The organism is Streptomyces sp. NPDC040545 (assembly GCF_055595065.1).
In genome coordinates this window covers 349,637-373,662 of sequence record NZ_JBVIWA010000006.1, presented here as the reverse complement: position 1 = coordinate 373,662, position 24,026 = coordinate 349,637, and the positions used below count along the sequence as shown (strand labels likewise).

Below are 24,026 nucleotides of genomic sequence, written 5' to 3'. Positions count from 1 at the left end.
TTTTTTTTTTTTTTTGGTGGGCCCCCGATCCCCCCCCCCTCCAGGCGGAGGACCCCCCCCCCCCCCCCCCCCCCGCGCTCGCCGTCATCCGATGAACGGGCTTCGTGCTGCTGCCTACGCTTGACCGGCAGAGCCGAAAGAGACGACCTAGCCCTCGTGGCCGTGGTGACCCTCGTGGCCCGCGGGCTTGTCGCCGTAGCCGTAGTGGTCGCCGGGCTTCCCGTCGTGGTCGTGGCCGTGGTCCGGCTTGCCCGGGCCCTCGTCGTGGCCGTTGCCCGGGCCGCCGTGCTCCGGCCCGTGGTGCTCGAGGCCTCCGTGGTCCGGCCCGTGGTGCTCGAGGCCTCCGTGGTCCGGTCCGCCCGGGCCGCCGTGGTCCGGGCCGCCGGGCTGACCGCCGTGCCCGCCGGTCGTGTTGCCACCGGTCGTGTTCCCCGCCGTGTTGCCCGCGGTGTTTCCGGAGGTGTTGCCGGCGATGTTCCCCGAGGTGCCGCCCGACACGAGGTCGACGATCGGTCCGCCCAGGAGGCCGCCACCGATCAGACCCACGGTCGTACCGGTCGTCGATCCGGGGGTCGGCGTTCCGGCGGTCGTGCCCGTGGTCGTGCCGGTGGTGGTCGTGCCGGTCGTGCCCGTGGTCGTGCCGGTCGTCGTGCCGGTGGTGGTCGTGCCGGTCGTGCCGGTGGTCGTGCCGGTCGTCGTACCTGTGGTCGTGCCCGTGGTCGTTCCGCCGGTGGCGCACCCACCGAGGAAGATCCGGTTGGTGTCCATCGTCACTTCGCCGTTACGGGCCAGGGCCCGGCCCTCGATGTTCGTTCCCGTTCGCAGGAAGATCGAAGTCAGCGCCATGATGGTGCCCACGAAGGTGGTGTTGGTGTTGAGCGTCGCCGAACTCCCGATCTGCCAGAACACGTTGCACGGCGAAGCGCCGTTCGTGAGGAGGATCCGGCTGGAGGTCGCCGTCGTCAGGGCTGCAGGAATCTGGAACACCCAGACCGCGTTGGGGTTTCCCCCGGCATTCAGGACCAGGTCGCCGGTGAGTCCGACACTGCCGGCGGGGTCTCTCGTGTAGACGCCCGGAATCAGCTCTGTGGGGCCGGAAGTTCCTGAGCCAATGGCCGCCGGAAGGTCGAAGTCCTCGGCCTGGCCGGCCGCGTTGTTGTACGCGATGATCAGATCGCTCTTGGCCTGGAGGGCCTGAGCATCCGCAGGGTGCACGGCGCCGAGGACCAGGCCGGGCGGGAAGCCGGTGATGGCCGGGTTCGGGTGCGTCCCGAGGTCGTGGTCGATCACCGTGGGGCCGGTGTTGGTGACTCCCTGACCTGCCAGAACGGAGTAGCTGGCGGTGGTGCCCAGAGGCACGGGTGTCGCGATGGCCAGGGCCTGCGTCGGCAATCCCGCGACCATGACAGCGGCAACCGTTACGGCGACGGCCGAGGCCAGCCAGCCGGAAAAAGTGCGGCGCTGAGCCGTTTGGATTTTCAGCTTCATCGAGGGGGGCCACTTCCTATGGGGGCCGTGGCATACCGGGCTCCTACCGATTGCCCGGGAAGCCTTTTCGTTGTCGCCGCATATTACGCAGCAACATTCGCCTGTCAAAAATAGGCAAGGGGGAGGAGGGGGAATTACAAACATATTCAGCACCGCGAGGCGCGATGAAAATACCAAAACCCACCGCGCGGATCATGTGATGGTCCCCCCGCCGGATGGGTCCGGATTGACTCAAACGAGGCGGAGTCGTTCATATGGAAATGCATTCAAACCCACCACGCGTGAGATGTGCCGCCAGGAGGGTGATTTCGCGAGCTTGTCGGACGGTGGGCGCGCCGATCGATCTTCCGTCAATCCATATGACTCTGATCGGGAGCGTTTACGCTCCTTTTCTTACGCGGGTTCGAACACTGGCATTGTCGAATTGGTGAGCGACGTCAGTTCCGCCGGATCGGGCGTGAGTTCATCCGCAGGTGACTTCCGACCGCATCTCATCCCCGGCAACACCAGGTGGCCGAAGCCCCGGAAGGGTCTCAGCGGAGCGTGCGGTGGCGCCGGCCGGAACGCCGGATGTGCAGGACCAGGTACACCAGGGCGCCGATGAACACCACGATGCCGATGATCAGCAGATAGAACAGCCCTTCGGCGACGGCGCCGATCAGGCCCAGCACGATCGCCACGATGACGAGAATCAGGAAGAGCGTCACGACGTGGGGCACCTCCTCGAAGGGCCGGTCAGCGGCGGGCGAGCTGCCGCTCGCCGTTCACGCCGGGCTGATAGGGCAGGCCGTAGTGCGCGAAGACCGCCGCCTCATCCTCGGCGGGCAGAACGTCGTCCGTCCCGATCGCCGGGCACTTCTTCACCAGCGACCTGTCGTGATCGACCCTGACGTAGCCGGGCCCCACCACCGCGCCGGCCAGTGGGACGAAGACCAGATGGCGGCGGGTGGGCAGCCCGACCAGGACGGTGGCCATGGCCGGCTCGTCGGTGCTGGTGTCCACGTAGACCGACTCCAGCACTCCGATCTTGCGGCCCGCGGCATCGACGACATCGTGGGTACGCCACTCCCGGATATCCGCGATCCCGATCATCCCGAGCGCCCCTTTCCTGCAACGTTGCGCCGACAGGCGTTGCGCCTTTCAGCCTGCCGCGCAAAGCCCGCCCGCACCAGCCCGGACGCCCCGCAACGTCCTGCGGCAAGAGTGACCTGTTCCGCCCCCGCTTGAGCTGCACGGCCGCCGGACCCCTGGCGACGTCCCCACGCACGGGACTTAGCAGATAAGCGGTCGATTCCGGCGGATAGGTGGAGGGGCCGTGGCATTCGGGTGAATTCTGCTCGGGCTGTGCACGCGGCTGCGTTCGCGCCGCGTGACACTCGACAGCGGGGCCCGTCGATCATCATTCCGCGGCGCAAGCGTTCACCCGGGCCCGGCCGCGGCAATTTCTGTGGCTGGTAGACAGTCCCGAGCCGGAGGTAGACCGCCCGTGGCGGTGAACGGAAACCCGACTGTCAGACGACGCCGTCTGGGCGCGGAGCTGCGCCGGCTCCGTCTGGCCCGCGGTCTGACCAGTACGCAGGTGGCCGAGCATCTGTTGATCTCCCAGCCCAAGGTCAGCCACTTGGAGACCGGCCGCCGCGGGATCAGCCCGCGCGATGTGCGGGACCTGTGCGGCCTCTACGGGGTCACGGACCAGCAGGTCGTCGACTCGTTGATGGAGATGGCCAGGGAGTCGAACCGGCAGGGCTGGTGGGTCGCCTGCGGGGAAGTCCCGTACGCCGTCTACATCGGCCTGGAGACGGCAGCCTCCTCCGTCCGTTCCTACGAACCCCTGGTGATCCCCGGTCTGCTGCAGACACCCGCCTACGCGGCAGCGGTCACTGCGGAAACGATCCCTCTGGCCACGGAGGAACAGATCGCCGTGCGCCGTGAGGTACGGCTGCGCCGTCAGTCCCGCGCCCACCACCCGGCCCGGCCCTTCCGCTTAGGGGTCGTGCTGGACGAATCAGCACTGCGCCGCGTGGTCGGCAGCCCCGAGATCATGCGCGAACAACTCGCATACCTGAACCGCCTCGGCGAGCAGCCGCACATCACCGTGCAGGTCCTCCCGCACAGCGCGGGAGCCCATCCGGGAATCTCTGGCCAGTTCTCCATCCTCGACTTCCCGGACACCGCCACGGGGACCGTGTACCTGGAGCGGTTCACCAGCGACCTCTACCTGGAGAAACGATCCGACGTGCGGCACTACGGCGCCATGTTCGACCTCCTTCAGACCCGGGCCCTGAACCCGCAGGACACCCGCCGCTTCATCACCCGCGCCGCCGAGGCGCTGCCGGCTGCCGCAGCGCTGCCCGCCCGGGCGTGATCGCCGCACCGGGACGCGGCGAGCCCGCACCCCCGACCGGGGGTGCGGGCTCGCTCGGATCCGGGCCGCCGGGGTCAGGCGGGGCGGCCGCCGAAGGGTCCGCCGGTGCCGTAGTAGGTGCCCAGCTCTTCCCGGTAGCCGGCGTCGCCGAGGTGCTTGTCCCGGTGGAACTCGGGGGCGGCCTTGATCTGTTCCTTGGTGCCGGCGACGAAGACCTTCCTGTCCTCGGGGTCGATCCTGACGACCGTGCTCGCCGGCAGCAGGACCTCCTTGCCGAAGATCCATACGCCGGTGTCCACGACCAGGTAGGCGTCACCGACCTCGTCGGAGTGCTTGTCGACCTTGCCGATGCTGCCGTCGGTCGCCTCGACCTTGTAGCCGGTCAGGTCCGTACCGGCCAGGTGGCCCGCGGTCGGCTGGTAACTCCACACATGTTCAGTCACGCGAAAACAACTCCTCCGGTCAATGGGGGACGGCGGGGAAATGCTTCTCCGCCGATCCTCCTTGTTCCGTACGCCGTGCTCGGCGGATGTACTGCGTTCCGCCTGGACTTCGCCTGCCCCGCTTTCACCGCATCACGCACCCGGATCGAACGCGGGACGGGGAATCCGCCCCTTCTGCGAGGGAATCCATGAGGCCGCCTTGCTCCGTACGGCTCAATCGACGGCTCGGGAGGGCGCCTTGAGGGCAGGAGATCACCATGGACAGCAATCGCGAGATGGACCCGGAGCACCAGGTGCCCGAGGGCGTCGACGAGAAGACACTGCGCGCCCTGGGTGCGCTCTCGAAGGCTCTGGAGACCACGGAGCGGGCCCGCGGGCACCTCTACGGATTCCACCAGCTGACCGGGACCGCGGACTTCGAGCTCGGCGACGCCGTCCGGCTCCTGCGCGAGGCGGGCCACGAGGAGCAGGCCGCACGGGTCGAGCGCGACCTCGTGGGGCGCAACGTCATCCCGGGCCACTGGACGTTCCAGATCATCGAGGCCTACGACTCCACCTACCACCGGCCCTTCACCGCGATGGAAGGCGACATCGTCGACGAGCTGGCCGGCGGGCGTGAGCACCTCCTGGAGGCCCGCCTGAAGACGATCCGCCGCACCCACGGCCATCCGGACCACACCGCCACGCCGCCCGCCTCCTGATACGAGGGCCCGAGCCCGGAGGGAGCGGAGCCCGCCGGTGTCGCTCACGCCGCCGGGTACCCACCGACCGCCCGGCGATGGGCCACGTGCCCGCCCAGGGCGCCGGTGACGGCGACGGCGGCCAGCCCGCCGAGGGACCACAGCCGGGCCTTCGCCGGGCGGCCGCGCAGCCGCGACGTCAGGGACACGGCGTAGCAGGCCACCGCGGCCGCGTTCGAGGCCGCGTGGGCAAGGCCGACCCGGGCCTGTTCGGGAGGCAGGTCCGCCCAGTCCACCCAGCCGGCCACCGCTGCCGGGGCGATTCCGGCCAGTCCGACGGCGGTGAGGGTCGTGCTCGCCCGCTGCGTCCCGGGTACGACGTCCAGCACGGCGGACGAGAGCCAGCACCCGATGGGTACCTGCACCAATACGGGATGCAGCGGGTGCCCGAGCGGCCTGCCACGCAGCAGATCACGCATCCCGCCCAGGGGGAGTGCGCGGATGCCCCGCTGGAGCACCCTGATCGCCGGATCGGCGACCGTGGTCCGTTCGAGCCGGTCGAGTGCGGTCAGCCACCGGGTCGAGGCGGTGTCGAGCACTGGGGTCCGCCCGGTCATGGCCGGGGCGTCGGGGGTGTGTGAGTTCATACTCGACGCCTACCCGGTGTCACGCCGCGATCCCGCCCCGGTCCCCACTGGTACCCGAACGACCGGCCTCCAGCCGGGGTGGTTGCGCGGGCATGTCCATGCCCTCGGATCCCGGCCGTCCGGACGGCCGGAGAGCTCATGCGCTGGGGACGGCCAGGGGGTCGGACGGGGCGGTCTTCTTCGCCGCTTCCATCTGTTCGCCGAGTTCGGTGAGGCGGTTGCGGCCCATCGCCTTGCGCACCTCGGGGAACCACTCCTTCTCCTCTTCCTCGACGTGGTGGCGGACGTTTTCCATGAGGACCGTCATCTTGGCGTCGAACCGCTCGTCGCTCGCGTCGAGACCCTTGAGCTCGGAGAGCATCCACAGCACGACGTGGTGCTCCTCGATGCTTTCGAGGACGTGGTCCTTGGTGTCGGAGTCGGCCTCGCGGGCAGCGGGGTAGAAGATCTTCTCCTCGATCCAGGTGTGCGCGGTGAGTTCCTCGATCACCTGGTCGGCGATCTTCCGCTTCGTGGCGTGCGCGTTGTCGCCTGCCTTCTCGAACTGCTTGAACAGCTTCTCGACCGTCTTGTGGTCTTCCTTGAGCAGTACGATCCCGTCCATCAGGTCTCCTTCGATCGTCCATCGGGGGGTGCGGCCGACCGCCCTGACGCCGTGTACCCGGTGGGGCGGTGGTGACACTGTTCGCCGGGCGGGATGCCCCGTACAGGCGACCTTCCCTACGCCGAACGCTGACGCCTCTCCAGCCTGTCGGGCGGACCCGGCCCGGTGCGGGGCCGGGCCGGTGCGGGGCCGCGCCGGATCAGAGGGCGGCGGGGAACCGGTCCCAGGCCCGGTGCTCGCCCAGCGCCGTCGCCAGGGCGGCCACGACCGCGCTGCCGCTGTCGCCGACGGCGATGCCCGGTTCGTCTGCCGTGATGCCGCACGCTTCGAGGAGCTGCTCGGCACCGTTCCAGCCGCCGATGGCCTTGCCGTGCCGGTACGCCTCGGTCACGAGCAGAAGTACGCGCGGGTCGGGGGCTTCGGGGGGCAGGGCGGTTCCGGCCTTGGCGTCACGGGCGCCGTACGCGTCCGCGCCGGCCTGGGGCACTCCGGCCAGCAGGACGGCGTCGAATTCGACGGAGCGGGCGGTGGCGAAGGTCCGCTGAACGGTGATCGGGTCGCCGTCACCGTCGAGGGTGCCGCCGGTCGGGGCGATGACGAGGGGCACCATTCCGGCGTCCAGAACGGCCTGGCGGGCCGTCCGTACGCCGTCCAGGCCGGCGGTGCCGTCGGCGACGATGCCGATCACGCGGCCGTCGGTCGGCCAGGTCCCGCCCATCTGGGAGAGGGCGGGGCTGGGGTCGGCCGCGACGAGTGGCACGGTGGCGGCGGGGGCCGGCAGTCCGAGGCCCGCGGCGACCTGCTCGCACAGCTGCGGATCGATGTTCGCCAGGACCTTCAGGGTGCGTTCCTTGACGGCCTGCTCGTAGCACTTGCTCAGTTCGAAGGTGTAGGCGGCGATGATGTGTTCGCGCTCGGGCGCAGTCATGCTCAGCCAGAAGAGGCGCGGCTGGGTGAAGTGGTCCGAGAACGAGGCGGGTGCCTCACGGACCTTGCTCGCCTCAGGGACGGTGACGGGCACTTCGATGAAGGCGGCCGTATCGGCTCCGGCGAGGAACGGGCAGCCGCCGTCGAGGCTGTTGGGCCGGTAGGGGGCGATGCCCGTGTGGACGGCGGTCTGGTGCATGCCGTCGCGGAGCATGTCGTTGACGGGGGCGTGCGGCCTGTTGATCGGGAGCTGGCCGAAGTTGGGGCCGCCGAGCCGGCTGATCTGTGTGTCGAGGTAGGAGAAGAGCCGTCCTGCGAGCAGCGGGTCGTCGGTGACGTCGATGCCCGGGACCAGGTGGCCGGGGTGGAAGGCGACCTGCTCGGTCTCGGCGAAGTAGTTCTTGGTGTTGGCGTTCAGGGTCATCAGCCCGATGGGCTGAACGGGTGAGCGCTCCTCCGGCACGATCTTGGTGGGGTCGAGGAGGTCGATGCCCTCGAACGTCTGGTCCTCGGTGTCGGGGAAGACCTGGATGCCCAGTTCCCACTGCGGGAAGGCGCCGGACTCGATGGCGTCGAAGAGGTCCCGGCGGTGGAAGTCGGGGTCCATCCCGCTGATCATCTGCGCCTCCTCCCAGACCAGGGAATGCACGCCGAGCTTCGGCTTCCAGTGGAACTTCACCAGCACGCTCTCGTCGGCCGTGTTGACCAGACGGAAGGTGTGGACGCCGAAGCCCTCCATCATCCGCAGCGACCTCGGGATCCCGCGGTCGGACATGTTCCAGATGGTGTGGTGGGTGGCTTCGGTGTGCAGGGACACGAAGTCCCAGAACGTGTCGTGCGCGCTCTGCGCCTGCGGGATCTCGCGGTCCGGATGCGGCTTGGCGGCGTGGATGACGTCGGGGAACTTGACGGCGTCCTGGATGAAGAACACGGGGATGTTGTTGCCGACGAGGTCGAAGGTGCCCTCGTCGGTGTAGAACTTCGTCGCGAAGCCACGTGTGTCGCGCACGGTGTCGGCCGAACCGCGCGAGCCGAGGACCGTGGAGAACCGCACGAACACCGGCGTCTCCACGTCCTTGGCGAGGAACGCGGCCTTCGACACCTCGCCGGCCGTTCCGTAGCCCTGGAAGACGCCGTGAGCGGCTGCGCCACGCGCGTGGACGACCCGCTCCGGGATCCGCTCGTGGTCGAAATGCGTGATCTTCTCGCGCAGATGGTGGTCCTGCAGCAGCACCGGGCCGCGAGGTCCGGCCTTCAAGGAGTGATCGGTGTCCGGCAGCCGTGCCCCTTGGGCCGTCGTCAGGTACGCGCCGCTCTGCGCCACGCGCGCCTGGTCCACGCCTGTCGCCTGTCCGGTCGGACCCACCGTTTCGGGGCCGTCCTGGTCGGGCTTCGGCGGAAGGGGTTCCGTGGGCTCCGTCGGCTCGATCAGCTGCGGAGACCCGGGGCTGGGCCTGCCCGGAAGCTCGCTCTTGGCGGTGCCGGTCGATGACTGCTGCTTGCTCATGATCCTTCTCCTTGGGGCCGCCGGCGTGGTGGACGGGCGAGAGCCGTGACATCTCCGGTCCGGGCTGCGTGCGTGGTGTGCGGTGGGAGCGGGCGGACCCGCAGGTCAGCTCGCCGGGTACGGCGCGGCCTTGAGGCGGCGGGCGAGGTGGGCGGTGTTGGCGGCGAGGGTCCTGGTCGTGGCCGCCGTCTTCTGTGGGGTCTTGTCGAGGTCCTGGTAGTCGGTTCCCTGCATGGCTTCGCCGACCCAGTAGGTGACGGCGTTCGCAGCGAGGGAGAACCCGACGTCGTTCAGGCCCTGGAAGAGGTCGGCGCCGACTTTGTGCGCGCCGTCCTCGTTGCCGACGACGCAGACCGCGGCGGCCTTGCCGTAGGTGAGCGGGCGGCCTTCGTCGTCGGTCTCGGCGATCTCCGCGTCCAGCCGCTCCAGGACCCGCTGGGCGATGCTGGACGGGTGGCCCAGCCAGATGGGCGTGGAGAGGATCAGGATGTCGCAGCCCAGGATGGTGTCCCGGATCTCCGGCCAGGCGTCTCCGTCGCCCATGTCGGTCTTCACGCCGGGCTTCACGTCGTGGTCGGCGATCCGGACGGTCTTCCCGGTGACACCGTGCTCGGCGAGGGCGGCCATCGTCTGCTCGGCCAGCAGCTGGGAGCTCGACGGCGCGGGGGAGGGGGACAGGGTGCAGACGAGCGCGACAGCACGGAGCGGCGTGTGGTTGTTGGGGTCCATGGTGTCCGGCTACCCGCACATCCCTCTTTGATGTCGCAAGCGATGCGATTCGTCCCCATTGACCCGGTCGCGCGGGGGTGGAAATCGCGGAAGCGCGTCCATGTGTCCTGGTCAGACAGACACCAGGCCGCGTGAGCTCACGATGGGGCGGGCCCGCGACGACCGCCGGTCGAGGGCGCGGTGCAGGCGCGCCTGGCGGCCGAAGCGCGAGCGATTCGGTGACGTACCAGCCGTCGCGCTGAAGACCCTCTGGTACGTCGACGAGGAAACGGCGGTGGAGACGGGGGAGTTGATGCTCTGCGCCGGGCCCCGTTGCCGTCGTCGCCTACGGCGAGGCCGCCGAGGCGGCGCGCGCCGCGCTCGACCGGCTGGAGGAGGGCGAAGGTCCTGCCCTACTTCCGCGACGCGGCCGATCACCCGCACCGCACCGACACCGAAGTGCGGACGCCCGACGAACTGCCCATCCGAAGGCCGGTGCGGGCATGAGTTGCGCTGCGGGGGACAGCCGGGGGGTATGACACTCCTACCGAGCCCAGCTCAGGGTCGTGACCGTGATCGTGCCGACACCGGGCTGGACTCCCTCGCGGGCCCGAGCGAGCGGGTCGGGGAGCGGGCCCCGGATCAGCCTTCAGACCTGCCCGCACGCTCCTGGCGGGCGGTACTGCGCGGCACGGCCGAGGAGTTCCGGAACGACGAGCTGGCCGATCGTGCAGCGGCCCTGACCTACTACGGGGTGCTGGCGCTCTTCCCCGCCCTCCTGGTTCTCGTCTCCCTGCTGGGCCTGGCCGGGGAATCGACGACCGCGCGCCTGCTGGACGACCTGCAGCAGCTGACGCCCGGCTCCGCCCGGGACGTGATCAGAGATGCGGTCGAGCAACTGCAGGGCCGCAGCGGCGTCGGGTCGCTGATGGCGATCGTCGGCCTCGTCGTGGCGCTGTGGTCCGCCTCGGGCTACGTGGCCGCGTTCATCCGGTCCGCGAACGCCGTCTACGACGTGCCGGAGGGCCGCCCGGTGTGGAAGGTGCTGCCGCTGCGCCTGGCGCTGACCGTCGCGCTGATGGTCCTCGCCTGTGCCGGCGCGTTGATCGTCGTCTTCACCGGCGGCCTGGCGCGGCGCGCGGGCACCGCCCTGAGGATCGGTGACAGCGCCCTGGCGGTGTGGTCGATCGCGAAATGGCCGGTCCTCGTCCTCCTCGTCACCATCGCGATCGCGCTCCTGTACTGGGCGGCGCCGAACGCCAAGGGCCGTGGATTCAGGTGGGTGACGCCGGGGAGCTGCCTGGCCCTGGCGATCTGGATGGCGGCCTCGGCCGGCTTCGCGTTCTACGTCGCGAACTTCGCCTCCTACAACAAGACGTACGGCACGGTCACCGGCGTGATCGTCTTCCTGGTCTGGCTGTGGATCACCAACCTCGCCTTCCTCCTCGGGCTCGAGTTCGACGCGGAACTGGCCCGTCAGCGTGCGATAGCCGGAGGGCTGCCCGAGGAGGCCGAACCCTATGTGCGGCCCCGTGGAACCCGCGCCTGGAGCGATCAGGACCGCCGCCGCATGGAGCGGTGATCGCACAGGGCCGCGCCGCCTGCACAGAAGGATCTGCCCGTGGGTGGGTGCTCGTTCGTTTACCGGGTAGGCGCGGGATGAGAACGGCGTACAGGCCGATCCGGCCGAGATCAAGGAGAAAACGTTCCGATGACGAATGAACCCCGAACCGCTGTCGGCACACCCACCCCCGACGAGCTGCGCGAGCAGGTCGAGCACACCCGGGACGAACTCGGTCAGACCATCGAGGCGCTGGCGGGCAAGGCCGACATCAAGGCACAGGCACGAGGGAAGGCGGCCGCCATGAAGGAACAGGCCGCCGCAACGGCCGGCGCGGTCGCCGACCAGATCCGTACGAAGACCCGGGATGCGACCCGGCTGGTGAAGGACACGACGCCCGGGCCGGTTCTGGACAAGGCGGGCCGGGCCGCGAGCGCGGCACGGGCCAACCGCAAGCCGCTGCTCGTGGCAGGCGGCGCCGCTCTGCTCGTCCTTCTGCTGGTGCGGCTCAGCCGCCGAAGCCGATGAAAGCCTCCGACGTCGCGTACAAGCCGGTGGGTCTGGCCCTGGGTGCTGTCAGCGGCATGATCGCGGGGGCGGCGTTCAAGCAGGTCTGGAAGGTCGTCGAAGGAGAAGGCGATGCTCCGAGCGCCACGGACGAAGACCGCTCCTGGAAGCAGATCCTGATCGCCGCCGCCATCCAGGGCGCGATCTTCGCCGTGGTCAAGGCCGCTGTCGACCGCTCGGGTGCCGTGGCCACACGTCGCGTGACGGGCACCTGGCCGGGCTGACTTCCGCGCAGACCCGCGGCCGTCCTCTCCTGTGCCTCGGTGACGCCCGTTCTCCGCCGGGATTCCGGAGGGAGATTTCCCGTAAGCCCGCCGATTGTGGGTAGGCGCGAGCCATGATTCCTACCGAAATTCTCGCGGCCGAAGGCCAAGGAGCACTTTTCCTCATGTTCGCCGGCGTGGTGGTGGTCGTCCTTCTGGTCGGCGCGTTCTTGTACGGCAGCCGACGCAGCGCGCGGCGCAGGGACCCTGTCCGGCCGGCCGAGCAGAATCCCGTGGCGCGGGGGCGCGAGGATTCTTGGCGGACGCCGGATGGAAGCGACGGCGATCAGGGGCCCCGCGTGTGAGCCGGACGGGTGCGCTCCGGGACGCGAAGCACATGGTGGCTGCCCGTGGAAATCAGCGGAACGTCTCATATCCGTCTGATCCTCTGAAGCGCATCGAGAATTCGGGTGGGCCGCTCAGTTCGGGGCAGCCGCACGATGCCGGTCAATTTCTGCGGTCCGCTCCGCGGGCCGCATTCGAATCCGGGAGGTACGCGGTGCCCACCATGGCCGACGAGCGGGAAGAACTGGTGATCATCCGTGCCCGGTCCCTCTGACAGCTCCCCGGCCCCCGTCCCGGACCTCGTCCCGGCCTCCGTCCGGACGCCCGCGCGCAGGGTAGCGGTGGACCCGCAGGGCCCGGTCCTGGTCGAGGGGCCGGTCGAGATCGTCCTGGACGACGGCACGGTCGCCCGGTCCGACCGCTTCATGGTCGCGGTCTGCACCTGCCGCCGCAGCCGTACCTACCCCTGGTGCGACACCAGCCACCGCCGTCGTGAGCGGGGCGGCCCGCCTCCCGAGGACAGGAACCCGCGATGACCCCTCCGAGCCTGAGCCTGAGCACAGCGCCGCCGGCCGCCGTCCCCTGTCTGGTCGAAGGGCGGGGCGAGCTGTCCCGTACCGTGACGCAGGCCCTGCGATCCGGCGGCCCGCCGGTGTACGCCACGGGGTCGGTGCTGAAGGCGGACCCCTGGGGCGAGGACCTCCAGCTCGCCCTCTACCTGCTGTACGAGCTGCACTACCGCGGCTTCGCCGGCGTGGACGACGAGCGCGAATGGGACCCGGAGCTGCTGCGGCTGCGCCAGTCGATGGAGACCCGCGTCCTGCACGCCCTGCGCACCGAGCTGTCCGACGCGCCCCGAACGGTGGAGGAAGCCTTCGCCCCGCTCCTCGTCGAGCCCGTGGACCTCTCCGGCAGTCTCAGCCACCACCTGGAAACCGAGGGCGAGCTCTGGCAGTTGCGCGAGTACGCGGCCCTTCGCTCCCTGTACCACCTCAAGGAGGCTGACCCCCACGCCTGGGTCATCCCTCGGCTCACCGGACGGGCCAAGGCCGCCATGGTGGCCATCGAGTACGACGAGTTCGGCGCCGGCCGCGCCGACCGCATCCACGCACAGCTCTTCGCGGACCTCATGGCCGACCTGGGACTGGATCCCGCCTACGGCCGTTACGTGGACCGCGCGCCGGCGCCGCTGCTCGCGACCGTGAACCTGATGTCCCTCTTCGGGCTCCACCGCGCCCTGCGCGGCGCACTCGTCGGCCACTTCGCCTGTGTCGAGGTCACCTCGTCGCCCGGGTCCAGGCGCCTGGCCAAGGCCATGCGGCGCTGCGGAGCGGGACCTTCGGCCGAACACTTCTACGCGGAGCACGTCGAAGCCGACGCCGTCCACGAACAGGTGGTGCGCCACGAGGTGATCGGAGGTCTGCTGGCCGACGAGCCGGACCTGGAGGCGGACGTCGCGTTCGGATGCGCGGCGACCGTCCTGCTGGAGGACCGCCTCGCGGCGCACCTCCGCACGGCCTGGGACCAAGGGCGCAGCGCTCTGCGTTCGCCCTTGCCGGGGCCGTGACCGGGTCACGCCGTCAGGGAACGCGCAGCGCCAGTACGACGACGTCGTCTCGGGCGGCCAGGTCCGTCGGCCTGCGGCTGATCCGGTGGAGCAGCTCGGGCAGCGGACGGTCACCGTGGCGGGCGAGCAGGGCGACGAGTTGTGCGAGGGAGGCATCGATGTCGTGGCCGCGGCGTTCGATGAGCCCGTCGGTGTAGAACAACAGCGTCGAGCCGGCGGGAAGGCCGCACCGGGCCTCGGTGCGGCGGAGCGGTCCGAGGTCGCTGTGCAGGAGGATGTCGTGCTCCTCCAGGAGGATCACCCGGCCGTCGGGGGTACGGAGCAGCGGCGGCGGGTGGCCGGCGTTGGACCAGGTCAGCGTCCATCCGGGACCGCCGTCGGCGAGGTCGAGGCGTGCGTGGACCAGCGTGCCGCCGGCTTCGATGGGCAGGACCGAGCACGCCGCGTCGAGGGCCGACAGCGCCGTGGCGGGACTGTACGGCGGGTGGTCGAGGGTGGCCTGCCGCAGCATGCTGCGGATCTGGCCCATGATCGTGGCAGCGTGCATGTCATGGCCGGTGATGTCACCCACCGTCACCATGAGGGCCCGGGGCTCGCCGCCGGGTGAGGCGGGCGGCAGGTGGTAGGCGTCGTACCAGTCCCCTCCGATCATGTCGCCGTCCGCGGCCGGCTCGTACAGGGCGCCGATCTCGAAATGGTCGGCAACGGGGAGGTCGGTGAGCATGGCTTCCTGGAGCTGCCGGGCCACGGAGACGCGTTCGTCGAGGTGCAGGGCGCGCTCCACCGCCTGCGCGATGTAGCCGGACGCGGCGGTGAGCGTGGCCTGCTCCGTGACGCCCATCTCGTGCCGTTTGGCCCAGCAGACGGCGAGTACGCCCAGGAGGGCGCGGCTGCCCCAGAGCGGCAGGCACAGCACGGTGGTGACACCCATGCGGTCGAAGAACCCGACCGCCTCGGGGCTGTACCCGGCGACGAGTGCCTCACGGTCGGGCACGAAAACCGCCCGCCGTTCCCGCATGACCCGGGTGCTCGGGAACGCCGCGCTCGCGGGCAGCGTGAGGACCTCCCGTTCCACCGGGTGCTCGATGTCCGGGTCTGCAACCCGGTGCAGTTCGTCGTTGTCGGCGACCAGCAGTCCTACGTATGAGGGCTTCCCGACGCCGACGAAGAGGTCCCGCAGCCGGCGCCGTACGTCCTCCAGCCCGGATGTCTGGGCCAGTTCCTCCGATGCCCTCAGCAGCAGCTCGGCATGGTCCATGCCGGCCTGGGCCTCCTGCTCCAGGCGCTCCGCGTCGCTCCGGGCCCGCTCGGCGGTGGCCCGCGCGGTCTCCAGCACCTTCTGTGCGGACCGGCTCCGCGCCGACAGGATGCGCAGGCGCAGCTCGGCGGAGCAGGCCGCGGCCAGATCCAACAGGTCGGCCAGCTCTCCCTCACTCCAGGTACGGGGCTCGTGGTCGACGGCGCACAGGGAGCCCAGGACGAGCCCGTCCCCATCGGTCAGGGGCATGCCGGCATACGCCGCGATCCCGAGATCCCCGATGGCCGGATCGGTGCGGAGACGGTCGTCGGCGCGGGCATCGGGCACGACCAGAGGCTGCCCGGAGGCCACCACGTACCGGCAGAGCGAGTGCGACAGCGGCAGTGCGCGGCTTCCCGCCCAGGGCTCCGGCAGGCCGAACAGTCCGGGCAGAATCTGCCGGTCCTCCTCGACCAGTGAAACGAAGGCCACCGGCACGCGGAGCAGTCGTGAAACCAGGCGGGCGAACCGGTCCATCCCGGTATCGGAAGCTGCCGAAAGACCGGCCAGCCTCACGGCCCGCAGCTGTGCGCTGCCCCGGTCCGCTCCGGATTCCTGGCCCTGTTTCGGCATCTGTCCTCCGGCCGCGCTGTCCCGAAGCCCTCAGAGGCATGGTAGGCCAGCGGAGGGCCGCTCCGCCGGTCTACGGGTCCAGGTGGAGCCTTTCGGTGCGCAGGTCGAGGTACGCACCCGGCCCACGGCGGATCTGGCGGAGCCGAGGTCCGAACGGGCCCTGCTGCGCTCGGTGATGGGCGGCCGCTGTCGCCGATGCGACCACCTCGGCGAACGGTGGGACGATGGCAGGACAGCGGTAGAGGCGCGGTACCCGTGTGCGCCCACCCCGAGACGGACAGCGGGGCAGGCCGACAGGCCGACGTTTCGTGCTGAGCCGACGCGAGGCCGGGAGAAGAGGGCGCGAGCGTCGCCACCGGCATATGAAGGGCCTCGCCCGGTACCCCGGGGGTCGCCGGCCGTCGGCGGACCCGGAACAGTGTCCGTTCCGGCAGGAGGACTTCTCTCAGCCGTCCGCAATCAGCTGAATCACCGGTCCCCGCAGGCGGTGTGGGCGCAACCCTGCACAACCCCGCGGTCGAGGACCTGCTCCAGCTCCGCCACCGGGGGATGCCGGCCCGCCTGGCCGAAATCGTGGAACAGGATCACGCAGGATCACGCAGGGGCGCGTCACGGCTGACGCGGTGGTGATCGGAGCGGGCCCGACGGGCCGGTCGCTCAGGGACTTCCACGCTCCGGCGCCGGAGCCCGCGTCCGCGTTCTCTGCCCTCAGGTCAGGCTCCACGACCACGTGTGGTCGGCGGTGACGAGACAGGCGAGGACCACGAGGTCGGCCATGCCCAGGGCGATGCCCAGGCGGGCCCGGCCCGGCCTGGCGGTCTGCCGCCACAGGGCGAGGGAGCCGAGGACGACGGCGATCGGGCCGAGCACCAGGTTCAACACCAGGAGCCCGACCAGGCCGAGGACGAACGCGGTGACGGCCATCATGTCGGCGTCACCGTAGCGGCTGCGGGTACGAGGACGGGCATCGGCCGGGACCTTGACGTCAGTACGCGGGTTCATCGCAGACCTCCCTGGCGATGGCCGTGGCGCCCGGCACGGTGGCCCGACAGGCGCTCGCGTGCGGCGAAGAGAGCGAGCCAGAGCGCGATCGCGAGGCCGACGGCCACGCTGACGGGCACCGGCACATGGGCCACGGCGCCGAGGACGACGCCCAGGACGAGCAGTGCACCTACGAGGAAGAGCACGGAGTTCCTCCCACTTCAGGGAACAGTTGTTCACCGGCTACCCGGTCCGATTCGTCTCATGCCGGGGGCCGTTGACCGTGACGCGGTCGACTGACCTTCATGAGCCCGAACACCGGTGTCCGCCAGGCGCAGTGCCTCCGTACCGGACGCGCGCTCCTCGACGCTCCGGCGGCGCTCATCGGCGTCAGCCTGTGACTTCGCCGGCCGGCACCACCGGGACGGCGGCCTCGCGGCCCCGCTCGGACCCTCTCCGAACGCGTCGTACCGCACCGGCCTGATCCCCGGAATCCCGGGCAGACGGCAGGATGAGGAAGGTGGTTCCGCATGCCTGGAATCCGTACGTGGTTCGGTCGCGTGAAGGACGGCGCCGCGGCGCTCGGGGAGCGTCGTACGCAGGTGCAGGCGCGGCACGAGGCCGAGCTGCTGGCCGAGCGGCGGCGTGTCGCGGAGGCCCGCCGGGCCCGTCCGCGCAACCCGGACCCCGCCCGGGCGGTGCCCTGGGGCGTACGCGTCGCGGCCGAAGCCGGGTGGCGGTTCCTGGTGCTCGCGGCCGCCCTGTGGGTCATCATGCGGGTGATCGGTTCGGTCCGGCTCGTCGTCCTCGCCTTCGTGGCCGCGCTGCTGATCACCGCCCTGCTGGAACCGACGGTCGCCCGGCTGCACCGTGCGGGGCTCGCCCGGGGGCTGTCCACCGCCCTGACCGCGCTCTTCGGATTCGTCGTCCTGGGACTGATCGGCTGGTTCGTCGTCTGGCAAGTGCTCGACAACCTGGACAATCTGTCCGGGCGGCTCCAGGAAGGCATCGAGGAACTGAAACGATGGCTCCTCGACAGCCCCTTCCACGTGACCGAGCAGCAGATCAACGACGTCGCCGGCAGTCTGAGCAATGCCATCGGCACCAGTACCAGCGAGATCACCTCGACCGGGCTCCGGGGCGTGACCGTCCTGGTGGAGATCATCACCGGAATGCTGCTGGCGATGTTCTCGACGCTCTTCCTGCTGTACGACGGCAGGCGCATCTGGCAGTGGACGCTGAAGCTGGTCCCCGCAGCCGCCCGGCCGGATGTCGCCGACGCGGGCCCGGCCGCCTGGGGCACCCTGACCGCCTATGTCCGCGGAACCCTGATCGTCGCCTTCATCGACGCGCTCTTCATCGGTCTCGGAATCTACTTCCTGGGCGTGCCGCTCGCCGTGCCCATCGCCGTGGTGATCTTCCTGGCCTCGTTCGTGCCCCTCGTGGGCGCCGTCGCGTCCGGGGCCCTCGCGGTGGTCGTCGCGCTGGTCACCCAGGGGGTGTTCACCGCGCTGATGACCCTTCTGGTGGTGCTCGTCGTCCAGCAGATCGAAGGCCACGTGCTGCAGCCGTTCATCCTTGGAAGGGCCGTACGGGTCCACCCGCTGGCCGTGGTCCTGGCCGTCGCCACCGGTGGAGTGGTCGCCGGCATCGGCGGAGCGGTCGTCGCCGTCCCGCTGGTCGCCGTGGCCAACACGGTGATCGGGCACCTGCGCGCCAATGGCGGGGACGACGGTCCGGCGGATGGGTCCCCCGTGGCGGTCGAGGAGGAGCGGGCGGATCCGCCCGCGCCGCCGGACCAGGAACCCGCCTGACACCCAGGCCGGGGCCGCAGGACGCCCGCAGCCCACAACCCCACCGGCCGGACGGTGGAAAGGTGCGACCGGTGGCACCCTCTCCTGACGGCCCGTACGCGTCGCGATCGCTCAGCGGGTGGTCACCAGCAGCCGGGTCGACCCGTCGGGCGGGCCGGCGATGGCCACCTGGTCGCCCGCTACCGGGCCCGGGGCGCGGGCTCCGCATGAACACGGTCACGCCGGACCCGTCCTGGAGGCGCAGGAAGGGCACAACCCGCGGTAGGTGACCTCGACCGCGGACACGATGAAGCCGAACCGCTCCTCCGGCGGCAGATCGGCCGGCGTGCCGGCCGCGTGTACGTCGCGGATGGTGCCGCAGCCCGTGCACACCAAGTGCTGGTGCGGGTGGTGCGCGTTGGGGTCGAAGCGCTTGGCCCGGCCCTGTACGGAGACCTCCACCACCTCCCCGATCGCGGCCAGCTCGCCCAGGGTGTTGTAGACGGTCGCCCGGGCGATCTCGGGCAGCCGCTGCGCCGCAAGGGCGTGCACCTCGTCCGCCGTGAGGTGCACGTGATCGCCGTCGAGGACCTCCACGACGACACGCCGCTGGGACGTCATCCGCCAGCCGCGCCCCCGTAGCCGCTCCAGCAGATCACTCATATCGGCTCACCTTTTCGGCTCGGCGGGACAACAGAACGTTAGCGATACCGATCCCGGCCCGTCGGGAAGCGGAACCGTCGTGCCGGGACCTCGATCCGAATTCCGAGTGTTTTCTACGCGCCCACGCCCTGCGTGTTCTCGCGGCGGCGGGCCCATTGGTGCGCGACCATACGGACGCGCCGACGCAAGCAGCCAGCAGATGGAAACATCGACACAGGAAGAAGGACGGACGTGTCCGGCAGCGACAGCGAGAACCCAGTAATCCCTGCCCCGACCCCCGCGCCGACTCGCCCCAGGTCGAATCGGGACTGGTGGCCGAACCAGCTGGACCTTCAGGTTCTGCACCAGAATTCGCCCCTGGCCGATCCTATGGGCGACGATTTCGACTACGCGGAAGAGTTCGCGACCCTGGACCTCGACGCCCTGAAGCGGGACGTCTTCGAGGTGATGACGGACTCGCAGGACTGGTGGCCCGCCGACTACGGCCACTACGGGCCGCTCTTCATCCGGATGAGCTGGCATGCCGCGGGAACGTACCGCATCGCCGACGGCCGGGGTGGCGGCGGAGCCGGCGCCCAGCGGTTCGCCCCTCTCAACAGCTGGCCCGACAATGCGAGCCTCGACAAGGCGCGCCGTCTGCTCTGGCCGGTCAAGCAGAAATACGGTCGGAAGATCTCATGGGCCGACCTTTTGGTGTTCGCCGGCAACTGCGCCATGGAATCGATGGGTTTCAAGACGTTCGGCTTCGGCTTCGGGCGGGAGGACATCTGGGAACCCGAGGAGGTCTTCTGGGGACCCGAGGACACCTGGCTCGGAGATGAGCGCTACAGCGGCGACAGGGAACTCTCCGGCCCCTTCGGCGCCGTGCAGATGGGACTGATCTACGTCAATCCGGAAGGGCCCAACGGCGACCCGAACCCGGTCGCCGCCGCCCGGGACATTCGCGAGACGTTCGCGCGCATGGCCATGAACGACGAGGAGACGGTCGCGCTCATCGTCGGCGGGCACACGTTCGGCAAGTGCCACGGTGCGGTCGGCGCGGACTACATCGGGCCCGAGCCCGAGGCCTCCCCGATCGAGCAGCAGGGGATCGGCTGGAAGAACACCTACGGCACCGGCAGCGGCTCCGACGCGCTCACCAGCGGGCTGGAAGGCGCATGGACCACCGAGCCGACGAAGTGGGACAACGGGTACCTGGACAACTTGTTCCGGTACGAGTGGGAACTGACCACGAGTCCGGCCGGTGCCCAGCAGTGGACCCCCAAGGACCCCTCGGCCCAGGGCACTGTGCCGGACGCCCATGATCCGTCGAAGAGGCACGCGCCGATGATGCTGACGACGGACCTGGCGCTGCGGATGGATCCGGTCTACGCACCGATCGCGAAGAGCTTCCACGAGAACCCGGACAAGCTGGCCGACGCGTTCGCCAAGGCCTGGTACAAGCTGCTGCACCGCGACATGGGTCCGATCTCGCGCTACCTCGGCCCGTGGGTCCCCGAACCTCAGCTGTGGCAGGACCCCGTACCCGCGGTCGATCACGAGCTGGTCGCCGACGAGGACGTCACCGCCCTCAAGCGCACGATCCTCGCCTCGGGGCTGTCCCTTCCTCAGCTGGTCGTCACCGCCTGGGCGGCGGCGTCGAGCTTCCGCGGCACCGACAAGCGGGGCGGGGCCAACGGGGCCCGGATCCGGCTCGCGCCGCAGAAGGACTGGGAGGCCAACGACCTGCCCGAGGTCGCCGAGGTGGTGCGGAAGCTGGAGGGGATCCAGCAGGACTTCAACCGGGCGCAGGCCGGCGGGAAGAAGGTCTCGCTCGCCGACCTGATCGTGCTGGGCGGCTGCGCGGCCGTCGAACGGTGCGCGAAGAACGCCGGGTACGACATCGAGGTGCCGTTCGCACCGGGGCGCACGGATGCCTCGCAGGAGCAGACCGACGTGGAGGCCTTCGCCGTCCTCGAACCGAAGGCGGACGGGTTCCGGAACTACCTGCAGGCGGGCGAGAAGCTGTCACCGGAGGCACTGCTGCTGGACCGTGCCTCCATGCTGAACCTGACCGCACCCGAGATGACGGTGCTCGTCGGCGGCATGCGGGCCATGAACACCGGCTTCCGGCAGGCCCGGCACGGCGTGTTCACGGACCGCCCGGAGGCGCTGACCAACGACTTCTTCGTCAACCTGCTCGACATGGGTACGCAGTGGAAGGCGTCGGAGTCGGCGGAGAACGTGTTCGAGGGCCGGGACCGGGCCACGGGCACGGTCAGGTGGACGGCGACCGCGGTGGACCTCGTCTTCGGTTCGCACGCCCAGCTGCGAGCCCTCGCCGAGGTCTACGCGTCGAAGGACGCGGGAGAGAAGTTCGTCCGTGACTTCGTCTCCGCCTGGGACAAGGTGATGAACCTCGACCGGTTCGATCTCGTCTAGTCCGAATCCTTCAGATCATCGGACGATCGACGCGGTCGCGTTCACATACCGCACGGGGACGCCGTGGATGGGACCTGCCTGAGCACTTCGGGGTGTGGAGGGCGCCCATCCACGACCGTCCGTGCCCACCACCACGCCGCCGGGACCCGGCTGCCCGGGCGGATCGGCCGTCCCTCCGAGGCGCCAGCCGTCGGACGGCCAGGTGCGGCCGGCCGGAACATGGGGCCGCTGGATGTCCTCCGGGTGGGCCGTGTGCAGCACGGCCTCCTCGTAGGCGATGGTGCCTGCAGCGACGAGGGCGCTGATGCCGGCTTCGCGGTCCGCATGCCGTCACGGTGGCCGGCCCCGCGGCTGCACGGCGGGGGAACCGATCAGTGGACGAGGCCGGGGTACGCAGTGCGCTCGCGGCCCTGGATCCGGCGATCCGTACCGAGGTGAAGGCGGACGGCGGCCGGGTCGGTGTTCTCCTGTCGGTGAAGGGCAACGGCTTCGACGCGCAGGACTGCCTCCTGGCCCGCGCGGGTCCCGGCGCCACCGAGGTGTGGGTGCCGCCCCGGATCCAGCGGATTCGCGACATCGCCCATAGCCAGCCTGGCCATGGGTTACTGGCGGTCGGCGGAGTTCTCGCGGGCCGCGAGGCGATCGGCGGAGGGAGCCGCGGCCGAGGCCTGCAGCAGCAGGTCGCGCAGTGCCGTGGCGGTGTCGGACGGCTCGGTGGGGGTGAGGACGACCTGGTCGGCGGTGGTCGAAGGGCCGGTGAGGGGGACGATCCGCAGGCCGGGTGGCTGGTGGTCGAGGGCGGATTCGAGGCCCGGGCCCTTTCGGCCTCCTTCAGGGAGGCGGACGACGCGCCGACAGCGCTGACCGGCGCCTGACCTGGTGGATCGCCCCGCACGGCGGGAGCGGACGCGGTTCGCCGGGCCGGCGCCCGGGCCGAAGCCCTCGCGGGCCGAGGGGAGCTGGCGGGCTCCCCCGCCCGCGGCGGCGCCGGCCTGGCGGTCAGGCGTGCAGGACGCCGGTGCCCAGCAGCCCGAAGAGGAGTACGCCGATGACGATCCGGTAGACGACGAAGGCGTTGAACGAGTGCTTGGCGACGTACTTCAGGAGCCAGGCGATCGAGGCGTAGGCGACGGCGAAGGAGACGGCGGTGCCGATGACCAGGGGGAGGGCGTCGACGCCGGCGCCGAGGGCGTCCTTGAGTTCGTAGAGGCCCGCGCCGGTCAGGGCGGGGATGCCGAGGAAGAAGGACAGGCGGGTGGCCGCGACCCGCTCCAGGTCGAGGATGAGGCCGGTGGACATGGTGGCGCCGGATCGGGAGAAGCCGGGGAAGAGCAGGGCGAGGATCTGGGAGGAGCCGACCAGCATGGCGTCCCTGAGGTCGGTGTCGTCCTCGCCGCGCTTGTGGCGGCCCATCCGGTCGGCCGCCCACATCAGGCCGCTGCCGACGATCAGCGATCCGGCCACCACCCACAGGGAGGCGAGCGGTCCTTCGATCAGCGGCTTCGCCGCGAGCCCGACGACCACGATGGGGATGGTGGCGTAGATGACCCACCAGGCGAACTTGTAGTCGTGGTGGTAGCGCTCCTCGCGGTCGGCCAGTCCGCGGCCCCAGGCGGAGACGATGCGCACGATGTCCTGGAAGAAGTAGACGAGGACCGCCGCGATCGCGCCGACCTGGATGACGGCGGTGAAGGCCACGACGGACTTGTCGTCGACGGGGATGCCCATCAGCCCTTCGGTGATCTTGAGGTGGCCGGTGGACGAGACCGGCAGGAACTCCGTCACCCCTTCCACGATGCCCAGGACCACGGCCTGCCCCACACTGATCGCGCTCACGTGCCTTCACCTTCGTTCGATGGGACGGCGCCGGACTTCCGGCGCCGGAGGAGAATCAGGAACATCCCGAGCAGCCCGGCCCACAGGGCGGTCAGCAGCCATCCCGCCAGGACATCGGTGGGCCAGTGCATGCCGAGGTAGACGCGGCTGACGCCCACGGCCACCGCCCACAGCGCCGGTATCACCAGGAGCGGCCGCCGCGCCCGGCCCCGCACCGCTCGGTGCACCCCGGCGGTGAGAAGGACCGCCACGGCCGCGGAGGTCGTGGTGTGCCCCGAGGGCATGGCGTATCCGTCGGCCGACCACGCCCACTCGTCGGCCGACGGCCGGGGCCTGGCGAGCCACGACGCCAGGGCGATGCGCGGCAGTTGCACCGACACCAGTGCCAGGGCCCCCGCCAGCGCCCCGCGCCAGCGGTGGGTCCGGACGGTCATGGCCCCTGCGAGCGTCGCCAGCAGGTAGGCGGGCACTCCGCTTCCCGACACGGTGACCGCCACGGCCAAGCCGACCGCCCAGCGGGGGCGGTGCTCCAGTACCCAGCGGTGCAGGGCCTCGTCCACCCCGAACGGCGTGCCGTGCGCCGCGCACGCCGACGCGACCAGCGCCGCCAGCAGCATCGAGCACACGAGCACGGGGAGGGCGGGCAGCCACCACGGCTTGCCGGCGGCGCCGGGTGCGGCAGCGGGGAGGGAGGTCATCGGGCGTCCTGTCCGGACAGACCGCCACGCGCGGCACGGTCGGCGGTCATAGGTCATAGGTCATAGGTCATAGGTCATGGGGCGTGGGTCATAGGTCGTGGGTCATGGAGCACGGGGCATGTGGCACGAGGCACGGGGCGGGCACTGTTTTG

The 24,026-nt window shown here is 70.4% G+C and carries 25 protein-coding genes; 11 read left to right on the top strand and 14 right to left on the bottom strand.

Going from position 1 to position 24,026, the window contains the following annotated elements; translation table 11 throughout:
* Positions 1-147: 147 nt before the first annotated feature.
* From ACZ573_RS15860 to ACZ573_RS15850, 3 genes are all read right to left on the bottom strand, one after another.
* The gene (locus tag ACZ573_RS15860) at positions 148-1,488 is read right to left on the bottom strand and encodes an ice-binding family protein (protein WP_471304033.1); all 1,341 of its coding nucleotides are present in this window, start codon (positions 1,486-1,488) and stop codon (positions 148-150) included.
* Positions 1,489-2,021: 533 nt separating this feature from the next.
* Positions 2,022-2,195 carry a hypothetical protein gene (locus ACZ573_RS15855; protein WP_199810462.1) on the bottom strand — a complete coding sequence of 58 codons (174 nt, stop codon included), beginning with the start codon at positions 2,193-2,195 and terminating at the stop codon, positions 2,022-2,024.
* 28 nt (positions 2,196-2,223) lie between these two features.
* Positions 2,224-2,580, bottom strand: a complete 357-nt coding sequence (locus tag ACZ573_RS15850) for a PRC-barrel domain-containing protein (protein WP_471304028.1) — start codon at positions 2,578-2,580, stop codon at positions 2,224-2,226.
* Positions 2,581-2,974: 394 nt separating this feature from the next.
* On the opposite strand from ACZ573_RS15850, the gene ACZ573_RS15845 reads away from it, so the two are divergent.
* Positions 2,975-3,853, top strand: a complete 879-nt coding sequence (locus ACZ573_RS15845) for a helix-turn-helix domain-containing protein (protein ID WP_471304025.1) — start codon at positions 2,975-2,977, stop codon at positions 3,851-3,853.
* A gap of 74 nt (positions 3,854-3,927) precedes the next feature.
* Here the strand turns inward: ACZ573_RS15845 and ACZ573_RS15840 are convergent, their stop codons facing one another.
* Positions 3,928-4,296: a PRC-barrel domain-containing protein gene (locus ACZ573_RS15840; RefSeq protein WP_356799458.1), complete on the bottom strand. Its 369-nt coding sequence runs from the start codon at positions 4,294-4,296 to the stop codon at positions 3,928-3,930.
* A 257-nt stretch (positions 4,297-4,553) separates the two neighbouring features.
* Here ACZ573_RS15840 and ACZ573_RS15835 point away from each other — a divergent pair, with 257 nt between their 5' ends.
* Positions 4,554-4,997: a hypothetical protein gene (locus ACZ573_RS15835; RefSeq protein WP_471304022.1), complete on the top strand. Its 444-nt coding sequence runs from the start codon at positions 4,554-4,556 to the stop codon at positions 4,995-4,997.
* Between the two features lie 44 nt (positions 4,998-5,041).
* Here the strand turns inward: ACZ573_RS15835 and ACZ573_RS15830 are convergent, their stop codons facing one another.
* The 4 genes from ACZ573_RS15830 to ACZ573_RS15815 form a co-directional block, all read right to left on the bottom strand.
* Positions 5,042-5,623, bottom strand: a complete 582-nt coding sequence (locus ACZ573_RS15830) for a DUF2231 domain-containing protein (RefSeq protein WP_471304019.1) — start codon at positions 5,621-5,623, stop codon at positions 5,042-5,044.
* A gap of 136 nt (positions 5,624-5,759) precedes the next feature.
* On the bottom strand, positions 5,760-6,227 hold the full coding sequence (locus ACZ573_RS15825; protein ID WP_471304017.1) for a hemerythrin domain-containing protein: 468 nt from the start codon (positions 6,225-6,227) through the stop codon (positions 5,760-5,762).
* A gap of 199 nt (positions 6,228-6,426) precedes the next feature.
* A complete protein-coding gene (locus ACZ573_RS15820) occupies positions 6,427-8,661 on the bottom strand; it encodes a catalase (protein ID WP_471304015.1) in 2,235 nt (744 codons plus the stop codon).
* A gap of 105 nt (positions 8,662-8,766) precedes the next feature.
* Entirely contained in the window at positions 8,767-9,390 is a 624-nt protein-coding gene (locus tag ACZ573_RS15815) for a flavodoxin family protein (RefSeq protein ID WP_471304012.1), read from the bottom strand.
* Between the two features lie 514 nt (positions 9,391-9,904).
* On the opposite strand from ACZ573_RS15815, the gene ACZ573_RS15810 reads away from it, so the two are divergent.
* The 6 genes from ACZ573_RS15810 (at position 9,905) to ACZ573_RS15785 (ending at position 13,612) form a co-directional block, all read left to right on the top strand.
* A complete protein-coding gene (locus tag ACZ573_RS15810; protein WP_471304010.1) occupies positions 9,905-10,951 on the top strand; it encodes a YihY/virulence factor BrkB family protein in 1,047 nt (348 codons plus the stop codon).
* 129 nt (positions 10,952-11,080) lie between these two features.
* Positions 11,081-11,458 (top strand): DUF3618 domain-containing protein, encoded by a 378-nt coding sequence (locus tag ACZ573_RS15805; protein WP_471304008.1) that lies wholly within the window; start codon positions 11,081-11,083, stop codon positions 11,456-11,458.
* Positions 11,455-11,721: a DUF4235 domain-containing protein gene (locus tag ACZ573_RS15800; RefSeq protein WP_471304005.1), complete on the top strand. Its 267-nt coding sequence runs from the start codon at positions 11,455-11,457 to the stop codon at positions 11,719-11,721. The genes ACZ573_RS15805 and ACZ573_RS15800 overlap by 4 nt, the downstream gene beginning before the upstream one ends.
* 113 nt (positions 11,722-11,834) lie before the next feature.
* Positions 11,835-12,065: a DUF6479 family protein gene (locus ACZ573_RS15795; RefSeq protein WP_471304003.1), complete on the top strand. Its 231-nt coding sequence runs from the start codon at positions 11,835-11,837 to the stop codon at positions 12,063-12,065.
* Positions 12,066-12,302: 237 nt separating this feature from the next.
* Positions 12,303-12,581: a CDGSH iron-sulfur domain-containing protein gene (locus ACZ573_RS15790; RefSeq protein ID WP_471304001.1), complete on the top strand. Its 279-nt coding sequence runs from the start codon at positions 12,303-12,305 to the stop codon at positions 12,579-12,581.
* Positions 12,578-13,612 carry an iron-containing redox enzyme family protein gene (locus tag ACZ573_RS15785; RefSeq protein ID WP_471303998.1) on the top strand — a complete coding sequence of 345 codons (1,035 nt, stop codon included), beginning with the start codon at positions 12,578-12,580 and terminating at the stop codon, positions 13,610-13,612. Before ACZ573_RS15790 ends, ACZ573_RS15785 begins: the two co-directional genes overlap by 4 nt.
* A 13-nt stretch (positions 13,613-13,625) precedes the next feature.
* Here the strand turns inward: ACZ573_RS15785 and ACZ573_RS15780 are convergent, their stop codons facing one another.
* The 3 genes from ACZ573_RS15780 to ACZ573_RS15770 form a co-directional block, all read right to left on the bottom strand.
* Positions 13,626-15,386, bottom strand: a complete 1,761-nt coding sequence (locus ACZ573_RS15780; RefSeq protein WP_471303996.1) for a SpoIIE family protein phosphatase — start codon at positions 15,384-15,386, stop codon at positions 13,626-13,628.
* Between the two features lie 804 nt (positions 15,387-16,190).
* Positions 16,191-16,484, bottom strand: a complete 294-nt coding sequence (locus ACZ573_RS15775; RefSeq protein WP_471303994.1) for a DUF4190 domain-containing protein — start codon at positions 16,482-16,484, stop codon at positions 16,191-16,193.
* Positions 16,481-16,669, bottom strand: a complete 189-nt coding sequence (locus ACZ573_RS15770) for a hypothetical protein (protein ID WP_471303991.1) — start codon at positions 16,667-16,669, stop codon at positions 16,481-16,483. The genes ACZ573_RS15775 and ACZ573_RS15770 overlap by 4 nt, the downstream gene beginning before the upstream one ends.
* Positions 16,670-16,993: 324 nt before the next feature.
* Here ACZ573_RS15770 and ACZ573_RS15765 point away from each other — a divergent pair, with 324 nt between their 5' ends.
* Positions 16,994-18,277 (top strand): AI-2E family transporter, encoded by a 1,284-nt coding sequence (locus tag ACZ573_RS15765; protein WP_471303987.1) that lies wholly within the window; start codon positions 16,994-16,996, stop codon positions 18,275-18,277.
* 216 nt (positions 18,278-18,493) lie between these two features.
* Here ACZ573_RS15765 and ACZ573_RS15760 read toward each other — a convergent pair whose 3' ends face one another.
* Positions 18,494-18,919, bottom strand: coding sequence for a Fur family transcriptional regulator (locus ACZ573_RS15760; protein WP_471303985.1), 426 nt, complete (start codon positions 18,917-18,919; stop codon positions 18,494-18,496).
* A 231-nt stretch (positions 18,920-19,150) separates the two neighbouring features.
* Here ACZ573_RS15760 and katG point away from each other — a divergent pair, with 231 nt between their 5' ends.
* Together katG and ACZ573_RS15750 are read left to right on the top strand one after the other, a co-directional pair.
* Positions 19,151-21,340 (top strand): catalase/peroxidase HPI, encoded by a 2,190-nt coding sequence (katG, locus tag ACZ573_RS15755; protein WP_471303981.1) that lies wholly within the window; start codon positions 19,151-19,153, stop codon positions 21,338-21,340.
* 374 nt (positions 21,341-21,714) lie between these two features.
* Entirely contained in the window at positions 21,715-22,215 is a 501-nt protein-coding gene (locus ACZ573_RS15750; RefSeq protein WP_471303979.1) for a hypothetical protein, read from the top strand.
* 124 nt (positions 22,216-22,339) lie between these two features.
* On the opposite strand, the gene ACZ573_RS15745 is transcribed toward ACZ573_RS15750, so the two are convergent.
* Positions 22,340-23,176: an undecaprenyl-diphosphate phosphatase gene (locus ACZ573_RS15745; protein ID WP_471303977.1), complete on the bottom strand. Its 837-nt coding sequence runs from the start codon at positions 23,174-23,176 to the stop codon at positions 22,340-22,342.
* Positions 23,173-23,874 (bottom strand): phosphatase PAP2 family protein, encoded by a 702-nt coding sequence (locus ACZ573_RS15740; RefSeq protein ID WP_471303975.1) that lies wholly within the window; start codon positions 23,872-23,874, stop codon positions 23,173-23,175. The genes ACZ573_RS15745 and ACZ573_RS15740 overlap by 4 nt, the downstream gene beginning before the upstream one ends.
* Between the last annotated feature and the right edge of the window lie 152 nt (positions 23,875-24,026).